This is a genomic window from Methanomassiliicoccaceae archaeon DOK, from assembly GCA_009911715.1.
In the GTDB taxonomy this organism is placed as follows: Archaea; Thermoplasmatota; Thermoplasmata; order Methanomassiliicoccales; family Methanomethylophilaceae; genus Methanoprimaticola.
In genome coordinates, this window is record CP047880.1 from 939,982 (window position 1) to 965,184 (window position 25,203).

32 protein-coding genes, 1 other RNA gene and 1 pseudogene are annotated in these 25,203 nt (G+C 58.2%); 9 read left to right on the forward strand and 25 right to left on the reverse strand.

Annotated elements, in window-relative coordinates; all coding sequences use genetic code 11:
• Nucleotides 1-3: 3 nt before the first annotated feature.
• Nucleotides 4-663, reverse strand: a complete 660-nt coding sequence (locus JS82_04720; GenBank protein QHK17440.1) for a hypothetical protein — start codon at nucleotides 661-663, stop codon at nucleotides 4-6.
• A 47-nt stretch (nucleotides 664-710) separates the two neighbouring features.
• Between JS82_04720 and sfsA the strand changes: the two genes are divergently transcribed.
• Entirely contained in the window at nucleotides 711-1,400 is a 690-nt protein-coding gene (gene sfsA / locus JS82_04725) for a DNA/RNA nuclease SfsA (GenBank protein QHK17441.1), read from the forward strand.
• On the opposite strand, the gene JS82_04730 is transcribed toward sfsA, so the two are convergent.
• The gene (locus tag JS82_04730) at nucleotides 1,391-2,377 is read right to left on the reverse strand and encodes a hypothetical protein (protein ID QHK17442.1); all 987 of its coding nucleotides are present in this window, start codon (nucleotides 2,375-2,377) and stop codon (nucleotides 1,391-1,393) included. The two genes, sfsA and JS82_04730, sit on opposite strands and share 10 nt — an antisense overlap.
• Entirely contained in the window at nucleotides 2,374-3,324 is a 951-nt protein-coding gene (locus tag JS82_04735) for a hypothetical protein (GenBank protein QHK17443.1), read from the reverse strand. Before JS82_04735 ends, JS82_04730 begins: the two co-directional genes overlap by 4 nt.
• Nucleotides 3,325-3,380: 56 nt before the next feature.
• Between JS82_04735 and JS82_04740 the strand changes: the two genes are divergently transcribed.
• Nucleotides 3,381-3,785: a YjbQ family protein gene (locus tag JS82_04740; protein QHK17444.1), complete on the forward strand. Its 405-nt coding sequence runs from the start codon at nucleotides 3,381-3,383 to the stop codon at nucleotides 3,783-3,785.
• Here JS82_04740 and JS82_04745 read toward each other — a convergent pair.
• On the reverse strand, nucleotides 3,696-4,136 hold the full coding sequence (locus JS82_04745) for a transcriptional regulator (protein ID QHK17445.1): 441 nt from the start codon (nucleotides 4,134-4,136) through the stop codon (nucleotides 3,696-3,698). The two genes, JS82_04740 and JS82_04745, sit on opposite strands and share 90 nt — an antisense overlap.
• 84 nt (nucleotides 4,137-4,220) lie before the next feature.
• Between JS82_04745 and JS82_04750 the strand changes: the two genes are divergently transcribed.
• From JS82_04750 to JS82_04760, 3 genes are read left to right on the forward strand one after another with little or no spacing between them, the layout of a single operon-like run.
• The gene (locus JS82_04750; protein QHK17446.1) at nucleotides 4,221-4,763 is read left to right on the forward strand and encodes a hypothetical protein; all 543 of its coding nucleotides are present in this window, start codon (nucleotides 4,221-4,223) and stop codon (nucleotides 4,761-4,763) included.
• Nucleotides 4,764-4,778: 15 nt separating this feature from the next.
• Entirely contained in the window at nucleotides 4,779-5,183 is a 405-nt protein-coding gene (locus tag JS82_04755; GenBank protein QHK17447.1) for a hypothetical protein, read from the forward strand.
• Between the two features lie 2 nt (nucleotides 5,184-5,185).
• Entirely contained in the window at nucleotides 5,186-5,464 is a 279-nt protein-coding gene (locus tag JS82_04760; GenBank protein ID QHK17448.1) for a DUF1294 domain-containing protein, read from the forward strand.
• A gap of 39 nt (nucleotides 5,465-5,503) precedes the next feature.
• Here the strand turns inward: JS82_04760 and JS82_04765 are convergent, their stop codons facing one another.
• The 6 genes from JS82_04765 to JS82_04790 all read right to left on the reverse strand — a co-directional run bounded on the left by JS82_04765 (nucleotide 5,504) and on the right by JS82_04790 (nucleotide 11,520).
• Complete coding sequence (locus JS82_04765) at nucleotides 5,504-6,454, reverse strand: 4-demethylwyosine synthase TYW1 (GenBank protein ID QHK17449.1); 951 nt, start codon at nucleotides 6,452-6,454, stop codon at nucleotides 5,504-5,506.
• Between the two features lie 4 nt (nucleotides 6,455-6,458).
• Nucleotides 6,459-7,949 carry a replication factor C large subunit gene (locus JS82_04770; GenBank protein QHK17450.1) on the reverse strand — a complete coding sequence of 497 codons (1,491 nt, stop codon included), beginning with the start codon at nucleotides 7,947-7,949 and terminating at the stop codon, nucleotides 6,459-6,461.
• Nucleotides 7,949-8,419 (reverse strand): hypothetical protein, encoded by a 471-nt coding sequence (locus JS82_04775; protein ID QHK17451.1) that lies wholly within the window; start codon nucleotides 8,417-8,419, stop codon nucleotides 7,949-7,951. Before JS82_04775 ends, JS82_04770 begins: the two co-directional genes overlap by 1 nt.
• Nucleotides 8,416-9,219, reverse strand: a complete 804-nt coding sequence (locus JS82_04780) for an ATP-binding cassette domain-containing protein (protein ID QHK17452.1) — start codon at nucleotides 9,217-9,219, stop codon at nucleotides 8,416-8,418. Before JS82_04780 ends, JS82_04775 begins: the two co-directional genes overlap by 4 nt.
• Nucleotides 9,220-9,267: 48 nt before the next feature.
• Entirely contained in the window at nucleotides 9,268-9,561 is a 294-nt protein-coding gene (locus JS82_04785) for a hypothetical protein (GenBank protein QHK17453.1), read from the reverse strand.
• A gap of 294 nt (nucleotides 9,562-9,855) precedes the next feature.
• Nucleotides 9,856-11,520 carry a sodium:solute symporter family protein gene (locus JS82_04790; GenBank protein QHK17454.1) on the reverse strand — a complete coding sequence of 555 codons (1,665 nt, stop codon included), beginning with the start codon at nucleotides 11,518-11,520 and terminating at the stop codon, nucleotides 9,856-9,858.
• A gap of 295 nt (nucleotides 11,521-11,815) precedes the next feature.
• Here JS82_04790 and ffs point away from each other — a divergent pair.
• An RNA gene (gene ffs / locus JS82_04795) (signal recognition particle sRNA) lies at nucleotides 11,816-12,123 on the forward strand.
• Nucleotides 12,124-12,170: 47 nt separating this feature from the next.
• Here ffs and JS82_04800 read toward each other — a convergent pair.
• Genes JS82_04800 through JS82_04820 form a run of 5 tightly spaced genes read right to left on the reverse strand, consistent with a single transcriptional unit; the run spans nucleotide 12,171 to nucleotide 17,521 of the window.
• Nucleotides 12,171-13,151 (reverse strand): methanogenesis marker 2 protein, encoded by a 981-nt coding sequence (locus tag JS82_04800; protein QHK17455.1) that lies wholly within the window; start codon nucleotides 13,149-13,151, stop codon nucleotides 12,171-12,173.
• A gap of 11 nt (nucleotides 13,152-13,162) precedes the next feature.
• Complete coding sequence (locus JS82_04805) at nucleotides 13,163-14,107, reverse strand: magnesium transporter CorA family protein (GenBank protein ID QHK17456.1); 945 nt, start codon at nucleotides 14,105-14,107, stop codon at nucleotides 13,163-13,165.
• A gap of 14 nt (nucleotides 14,108-14,121) precedes the next feature.
• Nucleotides 14,122-15,690 (reverse strand): PDZ domain-containing protein, encoded by a 1,569-nt coding sequence (locus tag JS82_04810; GenBank protein ID QHK17457.1) that lies wholly within the window; start codon nucleotides 15,688-15,690, stop codon nucleotides 14,122-14,124.
• 48 nt (nucleotides 15,691-15,738) lie between these two features.
• The gene (locus JS82_04815) at nucleotides 15,739-16,407 is read right to left on the reverse strand and encodes a DUF115 domain-containing protein (GenBank protein QHK17458.1); all 669 of its coding nucleotides are present in this window, start codon (nucleotides 16,405-16,407) and stop codon (nucleotides 15,739-15,741) included.
• Complete coding sequence (locus JS82_04820) at nucleotides 16,394-17,521, reverse strand: DUF373 family protein (GenBank protein ID QHK17459.1); 1,128 nt, start codon at nucleotides 17,519-17,521, stop codon at nucleotides 16,394-16,396. Before JS82_04820 ends, JS82_04815 begins: the two co-directional genes overlap by 14 nt.
• A gap of 117 nt (nucleotides 17,522-17,638) precedes the next feature.
• On the opposite strand from JS82_04820, the gene JS82_04825 reads away from it, so the two are divergent.
• Nucleotides 17,639-18,280, forward strand: a complete 642-nt coding sequence (locus tag JS82_04825) for a Zn-dependent hydrolase (GenBank protein QHK17460.1) — start codon at nucleotides 17,639-17,641, stop codon at nucleotides 18,278-18,280.
• 41 nt (nucleotides 18,281-18,321) lie between these two features.
• Here the strand turns inward: JS82_04825 and JS82_04830 are convergent, their stop codons facing one another.
• From JS82_04830 to JS82_04865, 8 genes and pseudogenes are all read right to left on the reverse strand, one after another.
• A complete protein-coding gene (locus tag JS82_04830) occupies nucleotides 18,322-18,981 on the reverse strand; it encodes a translation initiation factor IF-6 (protein QHK18410.1) in 660 nt (219 codons plus the stop codon).
• Nucleotides 18,982-18,988: 7 nt separating this feature from the next.
• Nucleotides 18,989-19,252 (reverse strand): 50S ribosomal protein L31e, encoded by a 264-nt coding sequence (locus tag JS82_04835; protein ID QHK17461.1) that lies wholly within the window; start codon nucleotides 19,250-19,252, stop codon nucleotides 18,989-18,991.
• A gap of 5 nt (nucleotides 19,253-19,257) precedes the next feature.
• Nucleotides 19,258-19,413 carry a 50S ribosomal protein L39e gene (locus JS82_04840; GenBank protein QHK17462.1) on the reverse strand — a complete coding sequence of 52 codons (156 nt, stop codon included), beginning with the start codon at nucleotides 19,411-19,413 and terminating at the stop codon, nucleotides 19,258-19,260.
• A 2-nt stretch (nucleotides 19,414-19,415) separates the two neighbouring features.
• Nucleotides 19,416-19,745 carry a DNA-binding protein gene (locus JS82_04845; GenBank protein QHK17463.1) on the reverse strand — a complete coding sequence of 110 codons (330 nt, stop codon included), beginning with the start codon at nucleotides 19,743-19,745 and terminating at the stop codon, nucleotides 19,416-19,418.
• Nucleotides 19,746-19,757: 12 nt separating this feature from the next.
• Nucleotides 19,758-20,186, reverse strand: a complete 429-nt coding sequence (locus tag JS82_04850; protein ID QHK17464.1) for a 30S ribosomal protein S19e — start codon at nucleotides 20,184-20,186, stop codon at nucleotides 19,758-19,760.
• A 356-nt stretch (nucleotides 20,187-20,542) separates the two neighbouring features.
• Nucleotides 20,543-21,430, reverse strand: coding sequence for a DUF368 domain-containing protein (locus JS82_04855; protein ID QHK17465.1), 888 nt, complete (start codon nucleotides 21,428-21,430; stop codon nucleotides 20,543-20,545).
• Nucleotides 21,431-21,549: 119 nt separating this feature from the next.
• A pseudogene (locus JS82_04860) lies at nucleotides 21,550-21,962 on the reverse strand (EamA family transporter).
• A 195-nt stretch (nucleotides 21,963-22,157) separates the two neighbouring features.
• The gene (locus tag JS82_04865; GenBank protein ID QHK17466.1) at nucleotides 22,158-22,454 is read right to left on the reverse strand and encodes a hypothetical protein; all 297 of its coding nucleotides are present in this window, start codon (nucleotides 22,452-22,454) and stop codon (nucleotides 22,158-22,160) included.
• A 370-nt stretch (nucleotides 22,455-22,824) separates the two neighbouring features.
• Here JS82_04865 and JS82_04870 point away from each other — a divergent pair, with 370 nt between their 5' ends.
• Both JS82_04870 and JS82_04875 read left to right on the forward strand, forming a co-directional pair.
• Nucleotides 22,825-23,367, forward strand: coding sequence for a zinc-ribbon domain-containing protein (locus tag JS82_04870; protein QHK17467.1), 543 nt, complete (start codon nucleotides 22,825-22,827; stop codon nucleotides 23,365-23,367).
• Nucleotides 23,368-23,375: 8 nt separating this feature from the next.
• The gene (locus JS82_04875) at nucleotides 23,376-23,930 is read left to right on the forward strand and encodes a hypothetical protein (protein QHK17468.1); all 555 of its coding nucleotides are present in this window, start codon (nucleotides 23,376-23,378) and stop codon (nucleotides 23,928-23,930) included.
• Between the two features lie 53 nt (nucleotides 23,931-23,983).
• Here JS82_04875 and JS82_04880 read toward each other — a convergent pair whose 3' ends face one another.
• Nucleotides 23,984-24,475 (reverse strand): hypothetical protein, encoded by a 492-nt coding sequence (locus JS82_04880; protein ID QHK17469.1) that lies wholly within the window; start codon nucleotides 24,473-24,475, stop codon nucleotides 23,984-23,986.
• A 77-nt stretch (nucleotides 24,476-24,552) separates the two neighbouring features.
• Entirely contained in the window at nucleotides 24,553-25,200 is a 648-nt protein-coding gene (gene phoU, locus JS82_04885) for a phosphate signaling complex protein PhoU (protein ID QHK17470.1), read from the reverse strand.
• Nucleotides 25,201-25,203: the final 3 nt, after the last annotated feature.

The following is a 25,203-nucleotide window of genomic DNA, read 5'->3' on the forward strand; positions in this document are numbered from 1 at the left end:
GCCTCACGGCTCGTAGTTGCCGTCCCTGTACATCTGGATCATCACGTACGAGGCCATCTGCGCGTCCGAGAGAGCGCGGTGGTTCTGCGTCCCGTGGATCCCGGCGGGGTCCCCCTCGACTATCTTCGAATACGCGACGTCGAGCTTCGGGAACCTGTACTGTCTGCCGTAGTACTCGCTGGGAACCTTGCAGACGGGGGTTGCCGCCAGCATGATGTCGTTGCAGAGGGTGAACTCTCCCTTCATGTTCCACGGCTCCTGGAAGAGGAATTTGTCCATGTCGTAGGCGATGTTATACGCGGTGACGGTCTTCCCACGGAGGACCTTGCGGACATCCTCGATGACCTTCATCGCTGGAGGGGCGTCAGACACCATGTCCAGCGTCATATCCGTGTTCTCGAATATCCATGCGTTGCGATAGTAGTCGTCCCATGAGTCAACATCGTAACCCAGAATGGATGCGTAGGCGTCCTCCACGGTTCCGCGGCGCAGGGACACACAGCAGATTCCCACATCCACGACCAGGTCCTTGGGCGCGCCGAATAGGCCTGTCGTCTCGGTGTCGAGGACGTATATCTCGTCGGGAGGGATGTCGTCAAGCGACGCTATCCTGAATCCACGGGGGTTGGCGGGGTCCCTCTCGTACGTCCTGAAACCGTTCATGGAGCCGGCAAAGGACAACCGAAATATGAATGATGTGATGCCCCCTCGTGAGATACGGAAGGACAGTCAGGGGCACGTTCGTCTCCAGACCGAACAGGTTCGTCGCCCAGGTGGAAGTAGACGGTTCGATCGAGACCGTCCACGTGAAGAACACCGGCAGATGCAGGGAGATACTGGTGCCGGGGGCAACGGTGATCCTCGAGGATTCCGGAAACCCCGGCAGGAAGACCCGCTACGACCTGATAGCGGCTTACAAGGGCGGAAACCTGATCAACATAGACTCACAGGCGCCGAACAGGGCGTTCATGGAGTTCATACCACATTCTGGACTTTTCGGCGATGGTCCCATGGTCATTCCCGAGCATGTCCACGGCGACTCCCGCTTCGACTTCTATGTGGAATCGGGCGACAGGAGAGCATTCTTGGAGGTCAAGGGGGTCACAAAGGAGATCGACGGGGTCTGCATGTTCCCGGATGCCCCCACCGAAAGGGGCCTGAAGCACATAAGGGGACTGGAATCCTGCCTGTCCGAGGGTTTCGAGGCGTACGTGGTCCTGATCGTCCAGATGAAGGGCATGAGGGAGTTCGTCCCCGACTACGCCATCCATGAGGAGTTCGGACACGAGCTGGAACGTGCCGAGGCACTCGGAGTCAGGATCCTGGTGTACGACTGCTTCGTGACAGAGGATTCGATGTCGGTCGACTCGCCACTCCCCCATCGCTTCGTTCACTCGTAATCCTCGTCCTCGATCTCCTTCGCACGCTTCTTCCTCTCGACGGGATCGGCATCCTCCAGGGTCCTGATGAGTCTGAGGTACTCAGACACCGCCTTCTCCTGGTCGTTGATCATCTGATGAACCAGGTAGACGTTCTTCATCGTGGGGTTGGCCTGCATGAAGCTGCCGTTTTCGGGCTCCTCCCGGATCATTGAGGTCACCATCACCCTCATGGACTTGGTCCCGGCACGGGCGTCCTCGTATCCGATAACCGCGTCGAGAGCGGCTTCGCCGTAAGATGTGGCGTTGAGGTACTTCATGACGGCCTCGGCGATCTCCGGATAGTAAACGAAATCCACGTTCTCCACAAGCTTGGAGAAATCGTGTCTGAGGACCTCCTGGAAATGTCCGTATCTCTTGATCTTGGAGATCCCGACGTCGGCCACGAGCTCGGACGGGGAGTACATGTCCCTCATGTCGCTGACCTTGAAGTTGGAGTCGACCTGGAACTTGCGGACGGTCTTGCCGTTCGGCGTGACGACCATGTTCTTCCTCACGAGATACAGATCGATGTCCGGTTGTATCAGACGGTTGTACCTGAGGATCTTGCGGGCCTCGTTCCTCTTCACGCGGCTCTCCTTGTTGCTGCTGACGATGGTGTCCAGGAAGAGAACGATGATTATCAGCGCGATGTTGTTGCAGAAGATGTTGTTGACATAGTCCCCGAGGGACCACACCTCGCCGAGCGCGACGACCACCAGGAACATTATCAGGCTGCTGACCACGACCACTATGACTGACCATCCGACGACACTCATCTCATGGGAGCGCTCAACCGCGGAGGCCCTGATCTTCTTGTACCCGGGGTCGAGGGCCTTGGGGCCGGACATCCCCTTGATGGACGACATCATGCCGTCGAACTTCTCCTTGGCAACACCGCCGGATCTTTGGGAGCCCTCGTCATCCCCCCGGCCCAGATCGGGCAGCTTGATACTCAAATCCCGCACCTCCCTCCGAGCACACCCCGGATGTTCTCCTGGGTCTCCTCCGCGGTGCAGGTGGTGTTCACCATGTAGACCTCGCATTCAGCGAGGTATCTGGCGAAGAACGACTTCCTCAGGGCCACCCTCCTCAGGTCGCAGACAAGCTGATGCGGATTGCAGAAGCCCTCTTTCGACATGTATTCCAACGCCTCGTCGGCTGTCATGCGGTACACCGCCCTTCCGTCGGAAGCATCGCGCTTGAGCAGGAAGACGTACCTCATGGAGGTGTTCCTGATGACCGAGCCCTCGCCGGCGACCCATCTGACGTTACCGATGCCACGGCTCTTGTTGTCGAACCTGACCTCACGGACCAGTGGCTTGTACTCCTCCCACACGTCGCCAATGTCGGCATCTATGTAACAGTTCTTCTCGGACCCCTCGATGTACGGCCTGCCGCATCCGAAGGACACGAAGTACCAGTCATCGGAGATCAGATGGGCGTTCTCCATCCTGAGCAGCCCCCATGACTGTGTGGTCTTCCCCGTCTTCGAGGGGGCGATGAGGGTCACACCTGAACCGTCTATGTCCAGGGCGGCCCCGTGAACCGAGTAGATGCCGTGGGCATCCTCGAGGATATTCCCCGCCATACCCAGTGCGATGCTCTTGATCCACCCGTAGTAGTCGAAGTTGAACAGGAACATGGTGAAAGACGAGATGTCGTACTCGGCATGAAGGTCGGTGTCCGGATCCTCCAAACAGAATATCCTGGCGTGAGAGCGCACCGAGTCCGACATGTGGTAGAAGTTGTCCTGCCACATGTACAGATAGTCGCGGTTGGATGTGTAGAGCTGCACGCACACCCCGTTGATGTCCGCCTTGGAAGTGTAGAAGTTGATCTTGGAACAGCGGTCGCGGAGCTCCGCCGTCCTCTCCGAATCGATGTCGACGATCCTGTAGGCCATGTTCCTCCATCCCACATGGGGTTCGGATTATATGATTAGTTTGATATGACTGGGTCATGGCAGGATTCACAACGGTCGAGGTCCAGACGCGCGGCAGCCAGGACATTGTCGACATAACCTCCGAGGTCAGGAAAGCGGTCAGGGGGAGCGGGGTTTCCGATGGCATCTGTGTGGTCTTCTCCATGCACACCACCGCCGGCATCACGATAAACGAGAACGCCGACCCCGATGTGAAGACGGACCTGATCGCCGGACTGTCGAGGGCGTTCCCGGAAAGGGAGGACTACAGGCACTCTGAGGGGAACTCCCACTCCCATCTGCGCACCTCATGCGTGGGGCCGTCGCAGACCGTCATAGTGTCAGACGGGGACTTAGTCCTCGGCACCTGGCAGGGAATATTCCTTTGCGAGTTCGACGGGCCCCGCAGAAGGCGCGTTGCAGTCAAAGTCTGTGAAATGTGAGACCACGTCGTGCTGCGGGACGATCACCTGTATGCACTGGTGCTTGGCGCCCCACTCCGCCAGAGAGGTCAGCACCGGGATGATGGAGCGACCCTTGTCGGTAAGGGAATACTCAACCTTCACCTTGCCGTCCGGTACCACGGTACGGGTCACCATCCCGTCCGATTCCAGCTCCTTGAGCTGCTTAGACAGGATCCTGGAAGTTATCTCCCCGATCTTCTTCTGGAGCTCGGAGAAACGCAACGTCCCGTCCATGTACAACATGCAGATGATGGTACCCTTCCACCTGCCCTCGATCACCGACATGGCGGCATCGATGGAACAGTTGTAACGTGCGTTCTGTGGGCTCATGAGTTTGAAGTATCATTTAGATATTTAATAAACTATTGTAACCACATTTAAATAAGATGCTCCATTTCGTATCATTAGGATACTATGTCAAAAATCACTGCAATCATAGCTTCTCCCAGGAAGACTGGAAACTGCGTCGCCATCGTCGACAAGATGGTCGAGACCGCCAAGGCCGCCGGAAACGAGGTCGAGGTGTTCTACCTCAACCAGATCGAGGCCAAAGGCTGCCAGGCATGCATGGGATGCAAGAAGACCGGCAAGTGCGTCAGGAAGGACGGAATGACCCCTGTCCTCGAGTCCGTCGCCAACTGCGACTCCGTCATCCTCGCCACCCCCGACTACTTCGGGCAGGCGACATCACAGTACAGGATGTTCGAGGACAGGATGTACGGCTTCGTCAGGGGAGACTTCACCTGCGCCATCGAGCCCAAGAAGCTCGCCATCGTCGTCACTTCCGGATCCGGTGCCGGTGCCGCCGACATCGAGGCGATGATGAACAAGGTTATGACGAACTATTTCAAGTTCGAAACCATGGGGAGCATCGTCTTCTCCGAGGCTCAGAGCGGCCCCGCCAAGGATAGCGCGGAGGTCATGGCTGCAGCCGAGGAGCTGGCCAAGAAGCTCTGATTAGGGGTATCAAGGATGGGAAGAACCGCAGTCATCTACGCGACCGGAATGACGAAGAACACCAAGAAGGTGGCCGAATACATCGCCAGACAGATCGGTGCAGACATCTTCAATCTCAAGGAGATCACGATGATCAACACCACCGAGTACGACACCATCGTCTTCGGAACTGGCATCCACGCCGGGAAGCCTTACAAGCAGCTCGTCGAGTACATCGAGAAGAACAAGGACTCCCTCGTTCAGAAGAGGCTGTTCCTCTTCATCGAGTGCATGTACAACGGCGAGAAGGGTGATGCACAGCGCGATGCTGTCGCTGAACAGCTGGGCATCCAGAAGGCCGTGTACTTCAACAAGAAGGCCGATGAGATGAACGAGGCGGGCTTCCCGAAGGCCGTCGACGACTTCATAGCAGAGCTGTGAGCATGAACGCGCTGCTGTTCCTGATCGTCTACGTGGTCCTGAACATCATCGCCTTCGCGATGTACGTGTGGGACAAGCACAAGGCGAAGACAGACCAATGGCGCACGAAGGAGTCCACACTCCTCATCGCGGCCCTTCTGGGCCCGTGGGGTGCGGTTGCCGGTATGAAGTTCGCCAGGCACAAGACGCAGAAGCTGAAGTTCAAGCTCGTGTACGTCTTCCTGGTGCTTCACATCATCATCCTGGCGTACCTCGTGTACTCCGGGATGCTCGCGTTCTGAAAACCGGATGGGGGTCCGCCCCCGTCCATTTTTGATTTTTCAATTCTCTGGTTCGAGACCGTAGATCTTGCGGACGTCTAGCTCCTCGCCCGGATGTCCGAGGAGCACCACGCGGCTGTCCTCGCGCTCCTTGACGATCTCCATGCCGATCCTGTCACCGAGCTGGCGGGAGAAGTCCCTGATCTCGGCGAATGACGGCATGCATGACATGGAGAGCCTCATCCTGGAGCTGCCCACGAACACGTATCCCTTGGGCTCCACCAGATCCGGGTCGGCGATCCTGTCCAGCGCGGCGTAGTCGTCCACCCATCCGAAGTTGACGTCCTTCACCAGGGTGTGCCTTATGACCGTGCGGGTCTCAAGCGACGGCAGCATCTCCAGTGTCCTCATGAGACGCTGCCATCCGTCGGGGATCTTGGGCCTGCAGACCTGTCTGTAGATCTCCTCGTTGGGGGCGGCGACGGTGACGTAGAGCTGCATCGGCAGCGTGTCCAGTTCGGCGAGGCGGTCAGGGTACGTGCCGTTGGTGACCATGAACGTCGTCATGCCGCGGCTGTGGCACTCCCTGAGGAACTCCGAAAGGTATGGATAGGTGATGGGCTCCCCGGCCAGCGATATGGCCACCTGGTTGGGGTTCCTGGCCTCCTCGTACATCCTGAGGTCGCACCTGGAGTCCCCCTTGAAACCCGAGACCAGCTTCCTCTGCTCCTCTATGAGGGCGTCCAGCATCTCCTTGGGCTCCGCCCACTCGCCTACCTCGAAATCCTTGTCCTGGACCCTCCAGCAGAACGTGCACATGTGACTGCACTCGTTGAGCGCCGGAGTCATCTGCAGGCATCTGTGGGACTGGATGCCGTAGAAGTCCTGCTTGTAGCAGCATCTTCCGCGGATCATGCTCTCCTTCATCCAGTGGCATAGCTTTACTGCCGAATGGTCCTTGTAGAGCCTGTACTGCTGCTTGATGAGCTGGTCGCGGTATGCCTGGTCCATGGTATCAGAAGTCGAATAGGCTCCTCTGGCCATTTGCTTTTGTCGTTTTCGGTTTTGGCGGCTCGGCCTTCTGAACAGTGGCCTTGGCAGGCTCGGGCGAGGGATCCTTGGCAGGTGCCCTCGGACGCGGGACGGGGATGTCGATGGACACGGTGGGCTGCTCCTTCGGCACTGCGGTGGCGATCCTCTTCAGCCTGAGGGCCTCGACCTCCTTGATGACAGAGGTCACCGCCTTGGAGTCCGTCTTCTTGGCCATGAGCAGTCCGAGTTCGTCGGCGTCCAGGTCGAGTTCGTCCGTCAGGGCGAGACGGAGGTCCGCGTCGTTGGATATCATTGTCCTGACATACGGCACCACGTCGTTCTGCACCCTGCGGGTTGTGGTGTGGAGATGTTCGGCGAGCTTGAGGGATATGGAGCCCCTCAGCATGCGGACCTTCTTGCTCCTGGACATGCGTCCGAGATAGGACGGGAAGTTGATCCTCGTTCCCGGCCTGGACCTCGTCCTCTTGGACGCGCAGACCCCGAATGTCATCAGGTCCTTTGCGTAGGACCAGAAACGGTAGTACTGGCGGCGGTACACCCTGCTCATGAATATGTCAGCGCGCGAGAGCTTCTCGTATCCGCGGATCAGGTCTCCGGTGTCGGTGCATTCCGTGGGCATGTTCTCGTCGATCCACATGAGGACCATCCCAGGATCCTCGTCGACCTCCATCGCCCTCCTCCTCGCCTCGGCGGGGTCGCCGCCGAGGAACACGGCCTTCATCAGGTCGTAGATGTCCGAACGGGTGTCTCTGGGGGACAGACCGTCCGCCATCTCCTCGGTGACGACATCCTGTCCTAGGGCCAGAGACTCCAGGTTCCTGACAGCCGCACGCATGTCCCCGTTGGCGTTCTCGGCGATGATCTCCATGGCGGCCGGCTCCACCTCGACGCCCTCCGCTTCCGCTATGCGGTAGAGCGCCTTGGCGATTGTCCCGGCCTGAGGCTTCTTGAATGTTATCTGCAGGGTGCTGTCGTTGACCGCGCTGCTCTTCCTGCTGAGCTCGTAGAAGTCGTTGACGATCAGGACGACCGGCTGACGGGTCTCCTTGATGAGACTGTTAACGACCGGCATCGCACCCTTGTCGCTGTTTCCGTAGAAGTTGTCGGCCTCGTCCAGGACAATCAGCTTCCTCCCGCCCTCCGAGGACCTGGTGAAGGAGCCGTCGTCCCTGAAGGTCTCGAACCTGGATCCTCTGAGCGCGACATCCTCTATCGCCTTGCCGGTGCGCTGGTCGGAGGCGTTCATCTCGATGATGCTCCACCCCATCTCGCGGGCCAGCGCCTCCACAGAGGTGGTCTTTCCGACGCCGGGAGGCCCCCTGAGAACCGCGACCCTGACCTCTGGAATGCCCTTCTCCCAGCTGCGGGCCCAGGCCCTGAGGCTGTTCACCGCGGTCGGATTCCCGACGACGCCGTCTAGGGTCTGAGGACGGTACTTCTCCGTCCAGTCCATCACTTGGCCTCCGGAGCGTACACGGCCCTCATCAGATCCATGGCCTGGTAGAAGTAGACCATCACGGACAGCATCGCCATGAGGAAGTTCGTCGAGAACAGCGACCATCCGTTGATGTACACCAGTATCACTGAGAGCGCCAGGAACATGCATCCCCTGGCCCAGCTCTTCATGACGAAATGTCCCAGACCGAATATGTTGAAGAAGCCCGGTATGAGCCCGAGTGCCAGAGCCAGCGCTCCGTGCTTCCTGAGGACGGGGCGCACGAACTGGACCTGCGGCAGCTGCGCACCGCAAGAGCCGCAGTACAGGTCTCCGGGTGTCGCCTTGGCTCCGCACTGTGGACAGACGCCAGTGGGCATCCCGCTGTCATCGACGGGGGTGGACTTCGACCTGAGGCAACCGCAGTGGGGACAGAAGTCCATGTCTTCTGGGATCTCGTACCCGCAATCGTGGCATATGTACTTCATTGAATCACATCGTCGGCTAGACGCATACGGTAGATTCCATTCTGGGACTCGACCTTTATACTTTCGCCATAAAGCTCCGAGACCTTCGAATCGGTGAGCAGCTCCTCCTTGTCGCCGTCGGCGAACACCCTGCCGTCCTTCACCATGACGACCCTGCGGACCGTTGCGGGGATGTCCGTGAGGTCGTGGGTGATCATCACTATGCTGACGCCCCTGGATATCAGGATGTCGAACATCGCCCTGAACTTTGACTTCATGACGATGTCCAGGCCGGTCATGGGCTCGTCTAGGACGAGGAGGTCAGGCTTGGTCACCAATGCCCTGGCTATGAGGGCCCGCCTCATCTCCCCAAGGGAGAGATTCTCTATCGTCCTGTCGAGAAGGTCGTCGATGCCCATCATCAGCGCCGCCTCGTACATCGCCTTCACCATGTCGTCGGTCACGACATGGTTCCTGAACACATCGAGGCTGTTGAAGAACCCGGAGCAGATGACCTCGTTCACGCGGGTGTCGTCGCGGAACATGCTCTGGAGATCCATGGACACGACGCCCATGCGACTGCGGAGCTCGAAGAGGTTCCACCTCTCCCTACCGAAAATCCTGAGTACGGAAGGGTTCTCCTCGTCGTAGTACGGACGAATGTCTCCGCGGAGAAGCTTGATGAGTGTAGTTTTTCCGGAGCCGTTGGGCCCTATGACCGCGACGTTCTCCCCTTTGTTGATGTCCAGATCGACGGACCTGAGGATATAGCTGCCATTCCTGACAATCGATACGTTCCTCAGCTCCAGAGCCTTCTCCATGAGGGCTCCATGCCGAGCACGTACTTAACCTATCCCCAGGCGGTCATCTCATCTCTGGATTCCCTTGATGCACTTGTCGATGGCGACGAAGAGACTCGCGACCTGCTCTCCGGCGGGAGTGAGCGTGACTATTGTCGAGCGTGTCACCATGTCCATCTCCTGAGTGACCAGTCCGATCTCCTCGAGATGGTTGAGCTTGTCGGGCATCCTGGGGTTCGACGAAACGCCCTCGTAGATATCGATCTTCCTGCTGGGCCCGTTGGCACCGAGGAACATGAGCATCGAGATCATGTGTTTCTCTTCGAAGGCTGTGACGCCGTCGTTGTCTTCCTTCTTAACCATATTGCATCCCCTGTTAGGTCTCGAAGCATAATAGTATACATTAAACTCCAAACCTTAGAATAAAATCAGATAAGTAGTATAAATAAAAGTCTGTTAAACCTAATTCTATTTCCTAAGTGTCTAATATTTTTTCAGAAATGTTTTTCTACGGTATTTCGTTAACCCTCAGTTTCTTTCATCCGTGGGATAAAATCATCGTTACCAGAGGTTAAAAACCTGATTCAATCTACGTTTTGTAGAATATACATTCTTTTATAAAACTAAAATTAAGAAGTTTATTTTCGGTTGAGGAAATCAGATGGATCCCACTTCAACCTCCCCGTTGGCCTTCCTCTCCCTGAGCCTGAAGTACGCCAGAGTCACGGCGAGCACCACGATCGACACTGGCAGAGCTATGACCAGCGCGTCGGTGCTGGCCAGGACCGAGTCGGGGAACAGGACGCTCTGGCCCGTCAGCAGCTCGCATATGGGGAGGAACACACATGTGCTGGTGTTCATGAACAGGGCGAAGAACAGATACACGACCGTTCCGGCCACCATGCTTGCTATCGCGGCCTTCTTGCACGGATCCTTGGAGTACATCGCATGGAAGTACGCCGGCAGGAGAGCAGCGGCGGTCATGCCCATGAACACCGACGTCGCCTTGGCGATGATGTCGTTCGGCATCATGTAGCAGTAGAGCACCGTGAGGACCATGATGACGACGATGAACGCGCGGTTCAGGTTGACGGACTGGGAGTCTCCCGTGATGTGACCCTTCTTGTTCTTCCACAGGGTGTACAGGTCGTATCCTCCGGCAGCTCCGATCGTGTGGAGCAGAGCGCTGATGGTCGAGATGGCCGCACACACCAGGGACAGCAGGAACAGGGACACGAATATGTCGCCGAACGAGATGTTGCTGAACAGCTCCAGTATGTACTGGGGGATGATGAAGTCGGTACCGAGCCCCATTCCCGTGATGTACTCGAACGCGGTCTGCCCGTAGTGCTCGTAGAAGTAGACGTTGCTGAGGGCGCCCACGGTGTAGGCGGATCCGACGATGGCGAGCATGAAAACGGATCCGACGATGAGCGACTTGTTGAGGTCCTTGTCGCTCTTGGCGGACATGAACCTGACCGCCAGCTGGGGCTGGGTGAGTGCTCCGATTCCGACACCTAGCAGGAAGGTCGTGACGACGGTCAGCCATTCGGCGGAACCGAAATCGGAGAAGTTGGTCCAGCCGTTGAACCCGTCCAGCACTCCCAGGTCACCCGGGTTGATTCCCCCTAGGGTCACGTCCCAGAGGTTGTCCAGACCCTCGTTGGCAGGGGTCACTCCTCCGAAGTAGCCGTATGTTGCGACGAGGATGACGACCATCCCGATGAACATGATCGCAGCCTGGAACGCATCGTTGTACATGACAGCAATGATTCCGCCGTATACGACATAGACGGCGACGATGATGGCCAGCGCGATGAGGATGTAGTCGTAGTACTCGGTAAGTCCCGTGATGACCGCAAGGGAGTTTACTCCTCCCTTCAGAACTGCTGCCGCGTAGATCGGCATCATCACGATGATGAGGATCGCGGTGAATGCCCTGATCCCCTTGGATTTGTACACCTTTCCGAGGAGGTCCGCGTAGGTGGAGGCTCCGAGGGCCTTTCCCTTCCTGCGTGTCGGTCCTCCGAAAATGAGGAAAGCGACAATGAGACCGACGAACAGGTTGAGGAGGCACAGCCACATCACGGACATGCCGTGGACGGCGGCCTGTCCACCGAAACCTATCACAGCGGAAGCCGAAAGGAAGGTGGCCCCGTATGACAGCGCGATGATGACCGGCCCGGTCTTGTTGCGTCCGAGGAGGAACTCCTCGTTGTTGCGTGTGTTCTTGTAACCGTACCATCCGAGGACCAGCGTGATTACCAGGAACACCGCTGTCATGGCCCCGAAGATCGCCAGATCCACACCTTCACTGGCCATCTTCCTCGTCCTCCTCGCTTCCTCTTCCCTTGAGGAATCCGTAGATCACGCAGAATGCGACACAGAGGAAACTGCCAACGTAGCCTCCGATGATCCACGGGTCTGTCAATCCGAAGAAATCCATTTGCTCACCAAGTTGCGTGCTAACACGTAGCACGGTATCAACGGGATTATGGAGATTGTATATAATGATTGTCAGCGGGATGGGGTTTTACGATCCTGCGTGACGTCGCATCTCTGTCCAATCCGAACGATTCGAACAAAGGCTTTATAACGAGGCTCACAATCACCGTCCTGTCTGGCTTGGCCGGGGCGCTTGGCGTGCCCTACACCCGAAATCGTCAATACGCGGGGGCGACAGCAGGGGACGGCCCCGCTGAACACACAAGCCCATCTAGCAACGATGAAACTTTGTCCTGTAGAGTCGGAGTTTGTGACGAATACGACCGGAGGGTCGCAGTTCACACATCAATCGGGGGAACCGGGTCAGGTCCTGACGGGAGCAGCCTTACTCTGAACTACTGACGTTTACGGGGTCGCAGGGTCGAGAAGCGAAATGGTCAACTTGTGTCGGGATGTGAGGTCAACCCCTGTGGCCAGGCTCTTCTTTTCCATTTGATAAAAAATAGAGATGTTAAGTCGTTTGGTAGTCAGTCCCTCTCCTTAGGCCTGCATCCGGTGATGATATCCTTCTCGAAGTCGAACAGCACCGTTGTCTCGGAACCGTCGGTGATCTTCAGCTGCTTCGAGTCGTCGACCTTCCCTACGACAGCGCCCTCGCATCCGACCTCGGAGAATATGTCGATGATGGCCTGAGAGTTCTCGGGAGGACATGCGAAGCAGAATCCGCAGCCCTGGTACGTGAGATACCATTTGACCTCGTCCGCACCCTCCGGGCGGGGGATTGCGGTGATGTCCACGAGGGCTCCGACTGAGGAGGACTCTAGCATCATGCCCAGGGTGCCTATGCTGCCAGGGTTGCTCATGTCCTTGCAGGAGTGGGCCAGATGCCTCTCCCCAACGACTGCCACTGCCTCCATCTGGTCGCGGACGATCTCATCCGACTTATCGATGGTGGTCACGAACGCGTACGGGAGGTCATCGGGGTAGAATCCGTCCGTGTCGATGACGAAGACGATGTCGTCACCGGGCTCGGCGGTGCTGCTCCTTAGGAGGGCGTCCTTCGCGACCCTGCCGACGATGGAGATGTCGATGGCGTTGTAGTGGCAGTCGGGATGGACGTGTCCGCCGACGATGGGGACGTTGAACTTGCGAATCCCGTCCTTCATTCCGCGGATGATCTCCCTGCACACCTCGCCATGGACGATGGACATGACGTCGACCATCCCCAGCGGCCTTCCGCCCATGGCGGCGATGTCGTTCACGTTCACGAGGACGGCGAAGTATCCGGCGTAGTACGGATTCGTGTTGACGAGCGACTCCATGATCCCGTCAGCGGCGAACAGCACGTACTGGTCGCCGACGTCTATGGCCGCCGCATCCTCCCCCTCCGCGGCTACGACCTGCGGGAACGCCGCCGTGGGCAGGAGGTCCACGATCTTGTGGATGGCGTGCTTCCTAGTCACGCCGGGATAACTGCGAATGGCTTCTGCAATGGATTCTATCGACATCGGATCACCCGTCAACGCCACATGCCACGTCTCTGAAGGCCCCAGATCGTGACTATGCATATGGCAGCCATCCCGCCCAGAAGTACGATGTACGTATAAGGATAATCCATGCCGGGCAGGGACACGTTCATGCCGTAGAAGCTGACGACCAGAGTGGGGATCGAGATGATCAGCGTGATGGACGTCAGGAACTTCATGATGTTCGACAGAGAGTTGTTGAGGTCCGCCTCGACCAGCTGCCTGGTACCCTTGATGATCTGACTGTAGGTCGTGGTCATCTCCAGGGCCTGGTTGGTCTCGATGACCACATCGTCCATCAGGTCGCGGTCCTCCTGGCTGGAGACGAACCTTGACAGCTTGCCCAGCCTGTCTATGATGGACGTGTTCACGCTCAGGCTGGTCTTGAAGTAGACCAGGTTGGACTCCAGCTCGTGAAGCTCGAACAGGTCGTCCCTGCGGGTGGCCTTTCTGATCGACTCCTCGATCGCCATCCTCTTCACCTCGATGTACTTCAGGTCCGCCTGGTAGTTCACCGCCACGCGGAAGAGGATCTGCAGCACAAAGCGCGTCCTGTTGGCCACGTTCACCGTGTTGATGTTCTTGTTCTTGCCTGCGGTGATATTGGTGATGGCGAAGAGCTCCTGCAGTGAGACGGTGACCACGGCGGTGTCCGTGATGGTGATCGACAGGGGGTACGTGGTGAACTCCTCGCGGTTGTTCCTCCACTCCCTGGTAGGGGCGTCTATCAGGATGAGCGTGTACTTCTGTGAGACCTCCGTCCTCGAACCCTCCTCGTCGTCCAGAGCAGCGGTTAGCGCCTCCCTGTCTATCTGGAGGGCCTGTTGGACCGTGTCTATCTCCTCCGTGGTGGGGTTCACCAGGTTGATCCAGACGTCGTCCTTGATGGAATCGGTCTTGCACGGCTTCCCGTCCTTCATCTCATAGATGTCCATCATCGCTCTCACCTCTCTCACATGACGAACGACAGCACCAATATCATGAACATGAACAGCACGACGGTCGACACGCTGCTCGATATGCTGTCGGTCAGGCGGTCGCGGCGCTCCTCGTCGCGCACGCCGAGCTTCTCGCACAGCCAGCTGACGCCTCCGGCAAATATGAATCCTCCGTCGAACGGGTACGCCGGGAGGGCGTTGGAGATCCCCAGCAGCAGGTTCAGCCAGAACAGCCAGTACAGCAGCGTGATGATGAACCACATGACGTTGCCGAGCGGCACGTCGTACCACCAGTGGACGTCCTCCGACACCGGGTCCATGCCGTTGAACGCACCTGCGAGGTAACTGAAGATCGATGTGAAGTAGGAGTATGCGGAATCGGCCCCGTAGAACGGGTTGATGGCGCGCTCCATCATCAGACCAGGGGTGATGAAGGTCATACCGCTGGTGGAGACCGAGATCCCCAGGAAGCCGGAGCCTCCGTTGTCGGCGAGGACGATCTCGATGTACTCAGGGGAGGGTATCTCGCCGTCTGACACAGACTGGACGATGCCGACGACGATGGTCTGACCGGAAGTCTTCCCGGACATTATGTCGCTGAACTCCGAGACCGAGTTGATGACCTCTCCGTCGATGGAGTACAGGAACTCGCCGTTGCTCAGACCGGCGTCCATCGCTGGGCTGTTGTTCGTAATCGAACGTATGTAGACCCCCATCTGGATCGGTTCTTCGGTGACGTACGTCCGATCATGGTAGACGTACTCGACGTAGTACCGTTGGGTGGGATCCACTCCGGAATCCAGGGACGTTTTCGTGCCATCCACCGAGGTTCCTATGTCAAGCTCTGTGCCGTCCTCCGCAGTCAGACCTGTGATGATCGCCGTTGCCGGTATGCCCGCGAGGTATGCTGGGGATCCGTCATCCATGTAGTAGACGGCGGCATCGTCCTCGTAGTCGGATGTGGCCGTGGAACAGCACCCGACCAGGAGCAGCATGCAAACGATCGCTGTGACCGTGTTCACCGAGATCCCAGCGGTGTACATGTCCATCTGGGCCCTGCGGGGCTTGGCCTTCATGTCCTCCTCGTTGGGCTCGACAAACGCCCCCAGGGGGACGACTCCGTACAGGAGCCCGGATGACTCCACGCGGGCGCCGTTGGCACGGGCCTGGATTCCGTGACCTAGCTCGTGCACCACCATGGCGACCACGAGTGCTATGACACCATAGACGAGAGGCAGCATGGGGTTCAGCCCTGGAATCGCCAGGGCGTACTCGATGCCGATGGAGGACTCCGACGCGATCCTGGACGGGACGGCCAGCAGGGCCACCACCATCATGTACATCATCATCAGGAACAGAACCGCGGACACGACCTTGGAGAAGAATCCGAACGCACGCCAGAACCGGGGGTATCTGGCCAGACGGTCCATGGTTTTCATGCCCAGCTGGGTCTTTATCATGATACAGGGACCGTACTTGCAGAGGTGGTACCTCTCAGCCTTCTCCGGGCATCTCCAGACCCAGACCCAGATGGGGACGTAGATAACAGCCAGAACTATGAGTACGACGTATGCAGGCTCCATCGGGTCCCTCGGAACTCGATAACTGCTTCTGGTATAAATGGGCGCACGTCAGTTGCTTGGAGTGATTAGAGAGATCCTGTCCGAGAGCCTCCCGATGATGCGCCTGGCCCATGCAAGCTTCCTGAGCTTGACGGCGGGGTCGGATCCGTCCTTCGGATTGGGATGCTCGAAATCGAAGCCCTCCAGCAGCACCCTCCGGGCACCGAACTCCTGGGCGATGCAGACGGCCCTGTCCCCGTCGGTGAAACCTCCCAGATCGAGGACCGTGTTCTCCGGAGTCGACTGGGTGGTCAGCACCACCGGGCCCCTGAAGCGTCCCGCGTGCATCCTCACCAGGTCCTGGTTGTCGCCGTGGGCGTGTATGAACGTGAGGGCCCCCCTCGAGCTGGCCTCCAGTTGGGAGTCGATGTCGCCGTCAAGGTCGGTCACGACCACGTCAGGGACGATTCCGATGGCCAGGAGCCTGGCGACGGCGGAGCCGGAGGACACCAGAGTCCCCTCTGGCGGCAGACGGGAAACATCGGATTCGAGACACGGGGCGTCTCCGAAGACCGTCGCGGTTCCCGAGAAGTACTCAGCGGCCTCGTCGTCGGTGATGAGGTCGGAGTTCAGGGTGACTGCCTTGAGGATCCTGACGCAGGCCTCGTCGTCTGCACGGTCGTAGCCCATGTCCTCCAGGATCTCCTGGTAGATGGGCTCCCACTCAGAATGCCTCATCCGGCCTGGCCTCCTTGGGGGCGGCCGGTATGTAGCGGCCCTTCACATATGTGCTGAGTATGGATATGATGACACCCGCCACGATCTCGATGACACCCAGCTGGAAGAACCCGTCGTCCCAGACGAAGTGGGAGATGAGGTCGAGGACGCCCGTGAGGACCAGACCGAGGTTGACGATCCCTATGCAGCCGAACACCAGGCTCAGCTTCACGGTCTTCGAGGTCTGATAATCCTGTATGATCTGTCCCACGACGTACACCATAATCGCGATGACTATGGGCCACACCAGGGACGTGAAGTAGTAAAGTATCCACTGGAACACGCTCGTGATGTAGAGTCCGTTGACCTCCACGTAGTTCCAGACCGCCATGAGCAGGACGATGCTCAGGGACACGCACAGGAATAGCAGACGGGTTGTGTCACCCGCGAGGGACGATATGAGGTTCTTCCTGAACTCCTGGTAGAGCTCGCTGACGTTGTATCCGTACAGTATCAGAACGACGCCGATGAAGAAGAACGCGAGGCTCCCGGACATGCTCGCCAGGGTGTTGATGTCGTGGTCCGACGAGTAGACGAGCAGCGCCGGCATGATGAAGAACAGCGAAAGCAGGACGATGATGAACCCCAGTGGGACCAGGAACCTCTTCCTCTTGCCCGGATCGGACAGCATCTTCGTGATGATGTAGAACGAGCCCTCGATACCCGGGGACTGCTTGACGTAGACCTTCCTGACGGAGTCGACGTGCGCACGCGACGAGATGATGGGGTAGATGTACTCGTCCTCCGCGCCGTCTCCCACGAGGACGACGCTGTCGGGTTGGATCTCATCGAGGACCTCCTCCAGCTGGGCCACGAGTGCCAGGTCGGAGCGGTGTCCGACCTTCTCGTCCCCGCAGATGAGGGCGACGTCGGCCTCATGGCCGTCCTCCTGTATCTCGAGGCACACGCTCACCGCCGCGAAGAGGGCGTTGAGGTCGGAATCCTCTGGGTCCGCTATGCCGAAGGCTGTGGCCGCGTCCAGACAGTTCTGGACACCGATGACGGGCGTGTTGACCTTGCCCTTGACACCGAAGTCATCGTCTCTGTCGACGACCAGGACCAGAGTCTTCTTCATATGTCCTCGAAGGTTTAAACTCCCTTATAATGGTTGACCACTCTGGCACGGTGTCGCGGAAGCGACTTCACGGTAGGTGACCGAAAGCTAATTAGCTGTAGCCCCGTTGTCGGGGCCATGAGGGTCAGATGGCACGGTCACTCCTGTTTCGAGTTCTGGGACGCCGACAACACGGTCGTCGTGGATCCCCATGACGGACGCTCCATCGGCATAAAACCGCCTGCCGTCAGCGCCGACATTGTACTCATGACCCACAACCACTACGATCACAACGCCGTCCGCGTCGTCAGGGGCAGGCACGAGGACTTCCTCGGCCGCAACGGACAGTTCTCCGTGAGGGGGATGAACATCGAGGGCCTCCCCACCTGGCACGATGCGGTCGGTGGCGCTGAGCGCGGCCCCAACACCATGTACCTCTTCGAGATGGACGGCATCTCCGTCTGCCACTGCGGCGACCTGGGGTGCATCCCGGACGATGACACCATCGAGCGCATCAGGGAGGTCGACATGCTTTTCGTCCCTGTGGGGGAGACGTTCACCATGCCGCTCCCCGAGGTCAAGAGGTTCCTGGAGCTCGTGAATCCCAACGTGATCGTCCCCATGCACTACAGGGTCGGCGGCCTTTCTATCCCGATAACCCCATTGGACGACTTCCTGGACCTCATTCCGGACGAGGCCGTGGACTACATCGGCAACGAGATCGATGTGACGAGGGACGACATAGACGGCATGAAGCAGTGCTGGGTTTTCGACCGCTGAGCACTCCCATTGATGGAAAAAAAGGAAAAGGGTTGTGGCTCTCAGTAGAGGAGCAGACCGTCCTCTATCTTGCCCATCTCGATGGGTGTCGTCTCGTCCCCGACGACGGCTCCCTTGGAGTTGGCGACCAGTCCGGCACCGACCATGCGGGAACCGTGGTTGACGGATGTCCTGACGACCTCCTGGACCTTCAGGACGTCCTTTATCAGGTCGACCTCCTCGTCGCTGGCGTCCATGTGGCATACGCAGCCCTTGTTGGTGGCCTTGCAGACGGACCCGACGGTGTTGCATCCGGCTATGGAGGAGAAGACGACCTCCACGCCGAGGGCGTCGGACAGCGGCCTCGCCATCTCGTGGCCGTAGTCTGGACTTATTATGGCACCGTGGTCGTTGACCAGGATGTTGTTCCCGGCTGCGTTGAGGGAGTCGTCCAGAAGGAAGCACGGGATGTGCTCCTCGATGACCTCGACCTCCCTGGAGTCGGCGAGACCGGAGACCACCGCGCAGTTCGAGTTGATCGCCATCAGAGAACCGATGACATGCGCCCCGGCGACCGTCGTCTTTATGGTTTTGACGCCGAGCGCCTCCTCGAGAGCCCTGACGAACTCCGGGGAGGCGTCGGCGGATGTAAAGGCGAGGCTCTCGTTGACCGCAGCGAAAACACCGATGTTGGGGTTACCTGAATGGCGTGAGAACCTCATCATTGTATCACTCTGCCAGCGAGACCTCTACGAGGCCGTCGTCGAACTTCACCGCTTTCACGGTGATCTTGGAGGGCGGGTTGCGGATTCCGTTCTCCCAGAGCTTCTCGTTGACACTGGCGTCGATCCAGACGTGCTCAGCGTCGACCTTCATGTGCCTCATGACGATCTCCCTGACCTCCTTGACGGCGCGCTTTGCCCTGCGGGTGCGGGGTGCCTGCTTCGTCGCCCTGAGGGGGATGACCATGATCCTCTCGACTTCGTCTGCCATCTGAATCACTCCTTAAGTTTGCTCATGCGCCACGACCTTCTCTTGGGGTGGCGGAGGAACTGCCTGTTGGTCCTGAGCATGACCCATGCGGGGACACGGCGGTTCTGGTTGACCTTCTTGTTCAGCCTCTGTTTCATTGCGGGGGCCTTTGTGCTTGACATGATTATCTCCTCTCTATGGTGATCTCCCTGTGCTGCGGGGCGATCTGTGCGAGAATGTTCCTCAGCATGGTGTCGTCGATGATTCCCTGGAGCCTGCCGCTCTGGGCAAGCTGAATCAGCTGCATCTCGACAGAATCCGCCATCTGCGGATTTGCCAGCCTGATGTTGGCGAGCCTCTGTCTGGCTTCGGGGGTGAGGAACTGCCTGAGAGCGTTCTGCTTCTGCGCCTCCATCCTCCTGGCCTGCTCCTCCTGAGCGGCCTGGTTCTGGGCCTGCTGCTGGAGCTCGGCCATCCTCCTCTGCCTGATTGCCTGCAATTCGGGATCTTCCATGCCGATTCCCCCTCAGGCCCTCATCTCGTCGTAGACCTCTTTGGCGGTGTTGTCCAGAAGGGACTGTCCCGCGGGGCTGATAGCGCGGCCCTCCTTGTCCTTGGAGACAAGGTACCCGGCGGCCTCGAGCTGCATCATGCACTTCCTGGCGATGTTGCGGCTTCCCTTGACGGCCCTGTTGGGCATGGATCCCTTGTCGGCGTATCCGCCGTACTCGGCGGCGAGCCTGGAGGATCCCATGGGTCCTTTCACGTACAGTTTCCTCATGATGGAGGCGGCCCTAGTGTACCACCAGTCGTCCTGGGACGGGGCTCTCTCTGTGTGCCTGCCGGTCTTCACGAACTCGGCCCACTCAGGGGGAACAATGTTGGGATTCTCCTTGAGCTTCTGGGCCGTCTTGAGTATGAGCTGCTCGGCAGGAACGTCGTAGACGGTTACCATATTGATACCTCGCATCGCTCCTCACGTTATGTGAGGCGCAATAACGGGGGTTGGTATAGTGACATGGTATATAAGCGTTGCTGGAAAGGATAACACATATGGTAGAACCAGCTGCTTCGAACCCGCACGTCCGTCCATCGACCCCGTGCGGCCTGAGGGTGAAGAACCCTCCACGGCAGTGTACCGGATAACTCCGGCACCTGATCTCCGTGATTGAGAGGATGGGGCCGTCGTATATAATCGTATCGTGAAGGCAACATAACATCGCCGCATCCGTGAACGAGGTTACGAGCGGGTCTGGGATTAACGGGGCGGCGCCACCGGGCACCGCCCCTGGGTTTGAACAGGCCGATCGTTCAAGCGCCTGTGGGCTTCTCCGAGATCGTCTCCTCGGCGTACTTCGCGGAGACCCTGCTCAGACAGTATCCGAACGCCAACCCGATCGCTATGCACACGACGCTGGGTAGGATCATATCCCCTGTCAGCCCCTGGAGCGCCTGGACGGCGACGGTGACGATGGAACCCAGGGTTATGCCCATGATGCAGTAGTAGGTGGACCTGCGGTACCTGTTCAGCAGATGGTCGACGATCTTCGATATCCCGAGGACCCCGACGATGAGGCCGAGCGGGATGAGGGCGGCGACCCTGTCCACGATCACAGTCATGTCCATTCCCCCGACGAGGTCCATCAGCGGGGTGTACACGCCGATGGCGAGGAGGATGGCTGCGCCGCTGAGACCGGGAACGATCTTCGACAGAGCGACGAGGAGCCCTATGACGAACAGTACGATTATGTCCGTGGCGCCCAGATCGATCAGCGAGATGTCTGATTCCGTGCTTCCGACGAAGAGGAAAGACAGCATCACGATGAACCCGATCACGTAGGCGACTAGGTTCCTCATGGACGGCCCCGTGTCATCTGACGAGTTGCAGAGCCTGTACAGGTCGGGGATCTGGAATACGATCAGCGCCGCAAAGAAGAACATCAACGGAATCTCCCAGTTCTGGAGGAGGGCGTAGATCCCCACGGCGCAGACCACCAGCCCGAGAAGGATCCCCAGACCCACCGGGATGATGAACCTCAGGTCCTTCAGGAGCTTGTGCCCGATGTCCGCTACGTCTGCAATCAGCCTTTCGTACATCCCGAAGATCACCGCGATGATGCCGCCGCTGGCACCGGGCATCATGGACATTATCCCCACCAGGATGCCGACGAGGAAGTCCTTGAACGGTTTACGATTCATAGCTCCCTACCCTTCAGAATTGATATTAGAATGTTCATATCGCTGTTTCATACATACCGATACAAACGTCCATTTACATCCATATCGAATAGATAGACGTACATATTCGATATATCACGTCAGAGCAGCAACATCATAGTACCTATGACCAGGAGGACGAGCCCCGCCCAGGACCTGCGCGACATCCTCTCATGGAGAATCAGGAACGCGAACAGGACCGTGAACAGTATGCTCAGCTTGTCTATCGGGACGACGAGGTAGGCGGGACCCTCCTGCAGCGCCCTGTAGAAGCACAGCCACGAGGCTCCGGTGGCAAGTCCGGACAGAACCAGGAACGACAGGGTGTGTCCGGAGATGCCGTGATCCCGTTCCATGTGCCGGTGACCAGGACCATCATCCAGGCCATGGCCAGGACCACGATTGTGCGGACGGCGGTGGCAAGGTTGGAATCGACGTCCTTGATCCCTATCTTCGCGAAGATGGACGTCAACGCCGCGAATACCGCCGACAGGATAGTGTATGCCAGCCACACAATCGGACGACATCGACATGTATGAATAACTTATCGAAAAGTACAACGGGAATCCTGAATTGATCGGGAAACGCCCCGCGGAGAGCCTCATGGGCGTATGGCGGAACAGGAGATACCAAGACGGTGGAACCGCCTTGGGTTGGGTTTGTGCCACGGGCATCGGCGCCGCGTGGATTACGGAAAGGCGTCTCGGTATCAGCTGAGCTCCTCGTCGGACTCGAAAACCAGATAGCCGCCGTTGGCTGCCCTCACATAGCGGATCGTGGTCTGCTTGGCGTCAGCCCCTGGAGTGGGCATCCCGTTCAAGATCTTCGAGGATGACCATGCCGAGTAGATGACGTAGAGTCCCCCGATCACGGCGGCGAGCACCGTCAGCACGGAGACCCCTGTAAAATAGCCGACCAGACCAATGAGAAGCACTATCGCACCCACCAGGACCTCCACGAAGATGCTGTGGCCCGTGATGTTCAGAGGTATGATGATCCCTTTCATTGTCTAACATCCCTTGCTATTCGATGGCGTCCAAAACTGTCCCTCCGCCGGCACGGGATGACCGGATGCACACGGCATCGTGTAAGCGGCGACGGGACCGAAACACCTGGAGAACGACGATGGGCGGACCCGCACCTTGAAGATGGAATCCGTCTCATTTTCATCCTCGGACACCGGTTTCGTGAACAAATTTGCAACTATATTTAAAAGATTTATGTTCTTACAGGACGATTTTATACAATTTTTGGAAAAACCGTCGCCTGCGAAGTAGGATTTCCCCTTGCTGACCCCTATGGAATCCCGACGGCAGTACCGGACATCCGAAGGGACTGAAGGAGATTAGTTAAGTACGGGCGACATAGGGTCCGGCATGACAGATGAAAACAAGTTCTGCACCGCATGCGGCGCGATGCTGCCTGAGGGTGCGGAATTCTGTCCCGAATGCGGTGCCGGCATCGGCGGAAGGGCCAACCCACATGCCTTCGCCCAGGGGCCCGGATACGGCATGCAGCAGAGGTCTGGACCTCCGGCAGTGAGCATACTCATCCTGATCTACGGCCTGCTGGCAGCCGTTCTCGGAATCTCCGCGATCTATCTCGGATTGACGTTCACCGAGGCGGACTTCCAGGAACTGGTCGATCAGTACGCGGCCGTCGGCATGGTCCTCCCCTTCGAATGGAGCGATTCCTTCAACAGCGAGGTTCTGTTCTCGGGCGGGATCTCCCTCGTCAGCGCCGTCGGCGCACTTGTGAGCTACTGGTTCTGCTACAAGCGCGGACCCAAGACCTACGCCGTCATCGCCTGTGCGGTCGCCACCGTGTTCAGCTTCGGCATGGCGTCCTTCGTGTCCGTAATCATCGGTGCGATCGTCACATTCCTGCTGTACAGGGACGACAAGGGATTCACATCGTGAGTGGTACAATGGAAGACAAGCACTGCGTAAGATGCGGGGAGCCCATCCCCGCCGGTTCTGAGTACTGTCCGACATGCGGAGCCGCGCTCGACGGCACCGCGTACGACAGGTCTCAGGACTTCTACAGGAACAGGGTCGGATTCGGCAGGAAGGAGGTCGATCTGGGCAAGACGCCCACACTGATCCTCCTCTACGGTGTCATCGCGACCCTCATAGGAATCGTGATCACCGCCGAGTCGACGTCCGTCGAGTCCATCTGGACGGAGGTGGCGGATGACAGCGGGCTCTACTTCGGGCTCACTATGGCCCAGACCGAGACCGCGCTCCTCTTCACCGGGGTGTTCCTTCTCCTCAGCGGACTGTGCGCCATAGTGTCCGGTTATCTGGCCAACAAGATGGTCCAGTACAGGCTGTGCCTGATTCTCTGCGTCCTGGCATGCGTCCTGCCGCTGTTCATGGCCATCGGACTGGTCAACATGATCATCTGGGGCATCATCCTGCTCCTGATCGGGGCCGCGATGGCGTACAGGATCTACTCCTGCGCGGATGGGTTCTCCAGCTGAGACGACAACCAATTACGGCGGGGTGATACCCGCCGGAAACCGTTTATTTCTGATCAACCGCTGAAAGCGTCCTGACATACGTAGAGTCTGTACGTCATGTACATCCCCACGATGAAAGGAACGACCCCGTACAGAGCGTAATACATGTCTGGCACTGCGACCACAAACACCAACACCGATGCCAGGAGACAGAGAATGAGGCACACTCTGCCGTAGACCATCCTCCTGGCCAATATCCCCGAGACGGTGGCACAAAGACCGCTTGATAGGAAAGCGGCCGTCATCCAGACCATGGTGGATTCCAGTTGGCCATATGTCACCCCGTAGTACGTTCCGTCGGGTCCAACGTTCTCGATCCAGAACTCGTCTAAGACTGCAATGCTCATGGCAAAAAACAGACCGATGATCAGAGCCACCACGCCGTAGATCAGAATCAGATTTGGCACCATTCCCAGCCTGGCTCTGTCTTCTACGATGCGTGTCCCGCAATCCGGACAATAATACGATCCTGCGGGGATCTCGGAACCGCAGCATCTGCATTTCATCGACATAACATCAACTCAAATCTGGAAGTTTGCGGAAGGATGGTTCAAAGAGGTTTGGTAAGAGGTTTGCGATGGACTCACTCTATGCGTGCGCGCATTCCGGTGACCATGAAGTTGACCTTCTCGGCCATCTTGCAGGCGTGGTCACCGACCCTCTCGAGGTACTTGATCACCGAGATGTAGTATGTGCACACGTCGGCGCTCTGCTCGTTCTCGTTGATGAAGTCGATGATCTTGATCAGGTCCTCGCGCATGGTCTTGTCGAGGTAGTCGTCCATCTCCGAGATCTTGTCGAGATCGTCGACGGACTTCTCCTCGAAGGCCTTGGTCACGAGCTTGACCATACGGACCGCCACCTCCCCGAAGGGCTGGATCAGCTGCACGGGCTCGAACATCGGCTTCTCGCTCAGATACTTGGTGGCGGTGGCGATGTTGTAGCTGTACTTCCCGATCCTCTCGAGGTATGTGATGGATTTCAGGATGGTTGCGACCGTCCTTGTGTCCACAGCGGTGGGCTGGTAGATGGTCAGGATCCTGATCGCCGCCTCCTCGATCTCGTTGTCGTAACGGTCGATCCTCGCGAAGTCGTCGATGACCTCGTCGGCCAGTTCGACGTTTCCGTCGACGATGGCCTGGACTGACTTCTCGATCATCTCGGATGCGAGGTTGCCCATGTCAACGGTCTCGTTCACCAGTGCTTCTATGTCGTCTAGGAATCTCTGCATAGT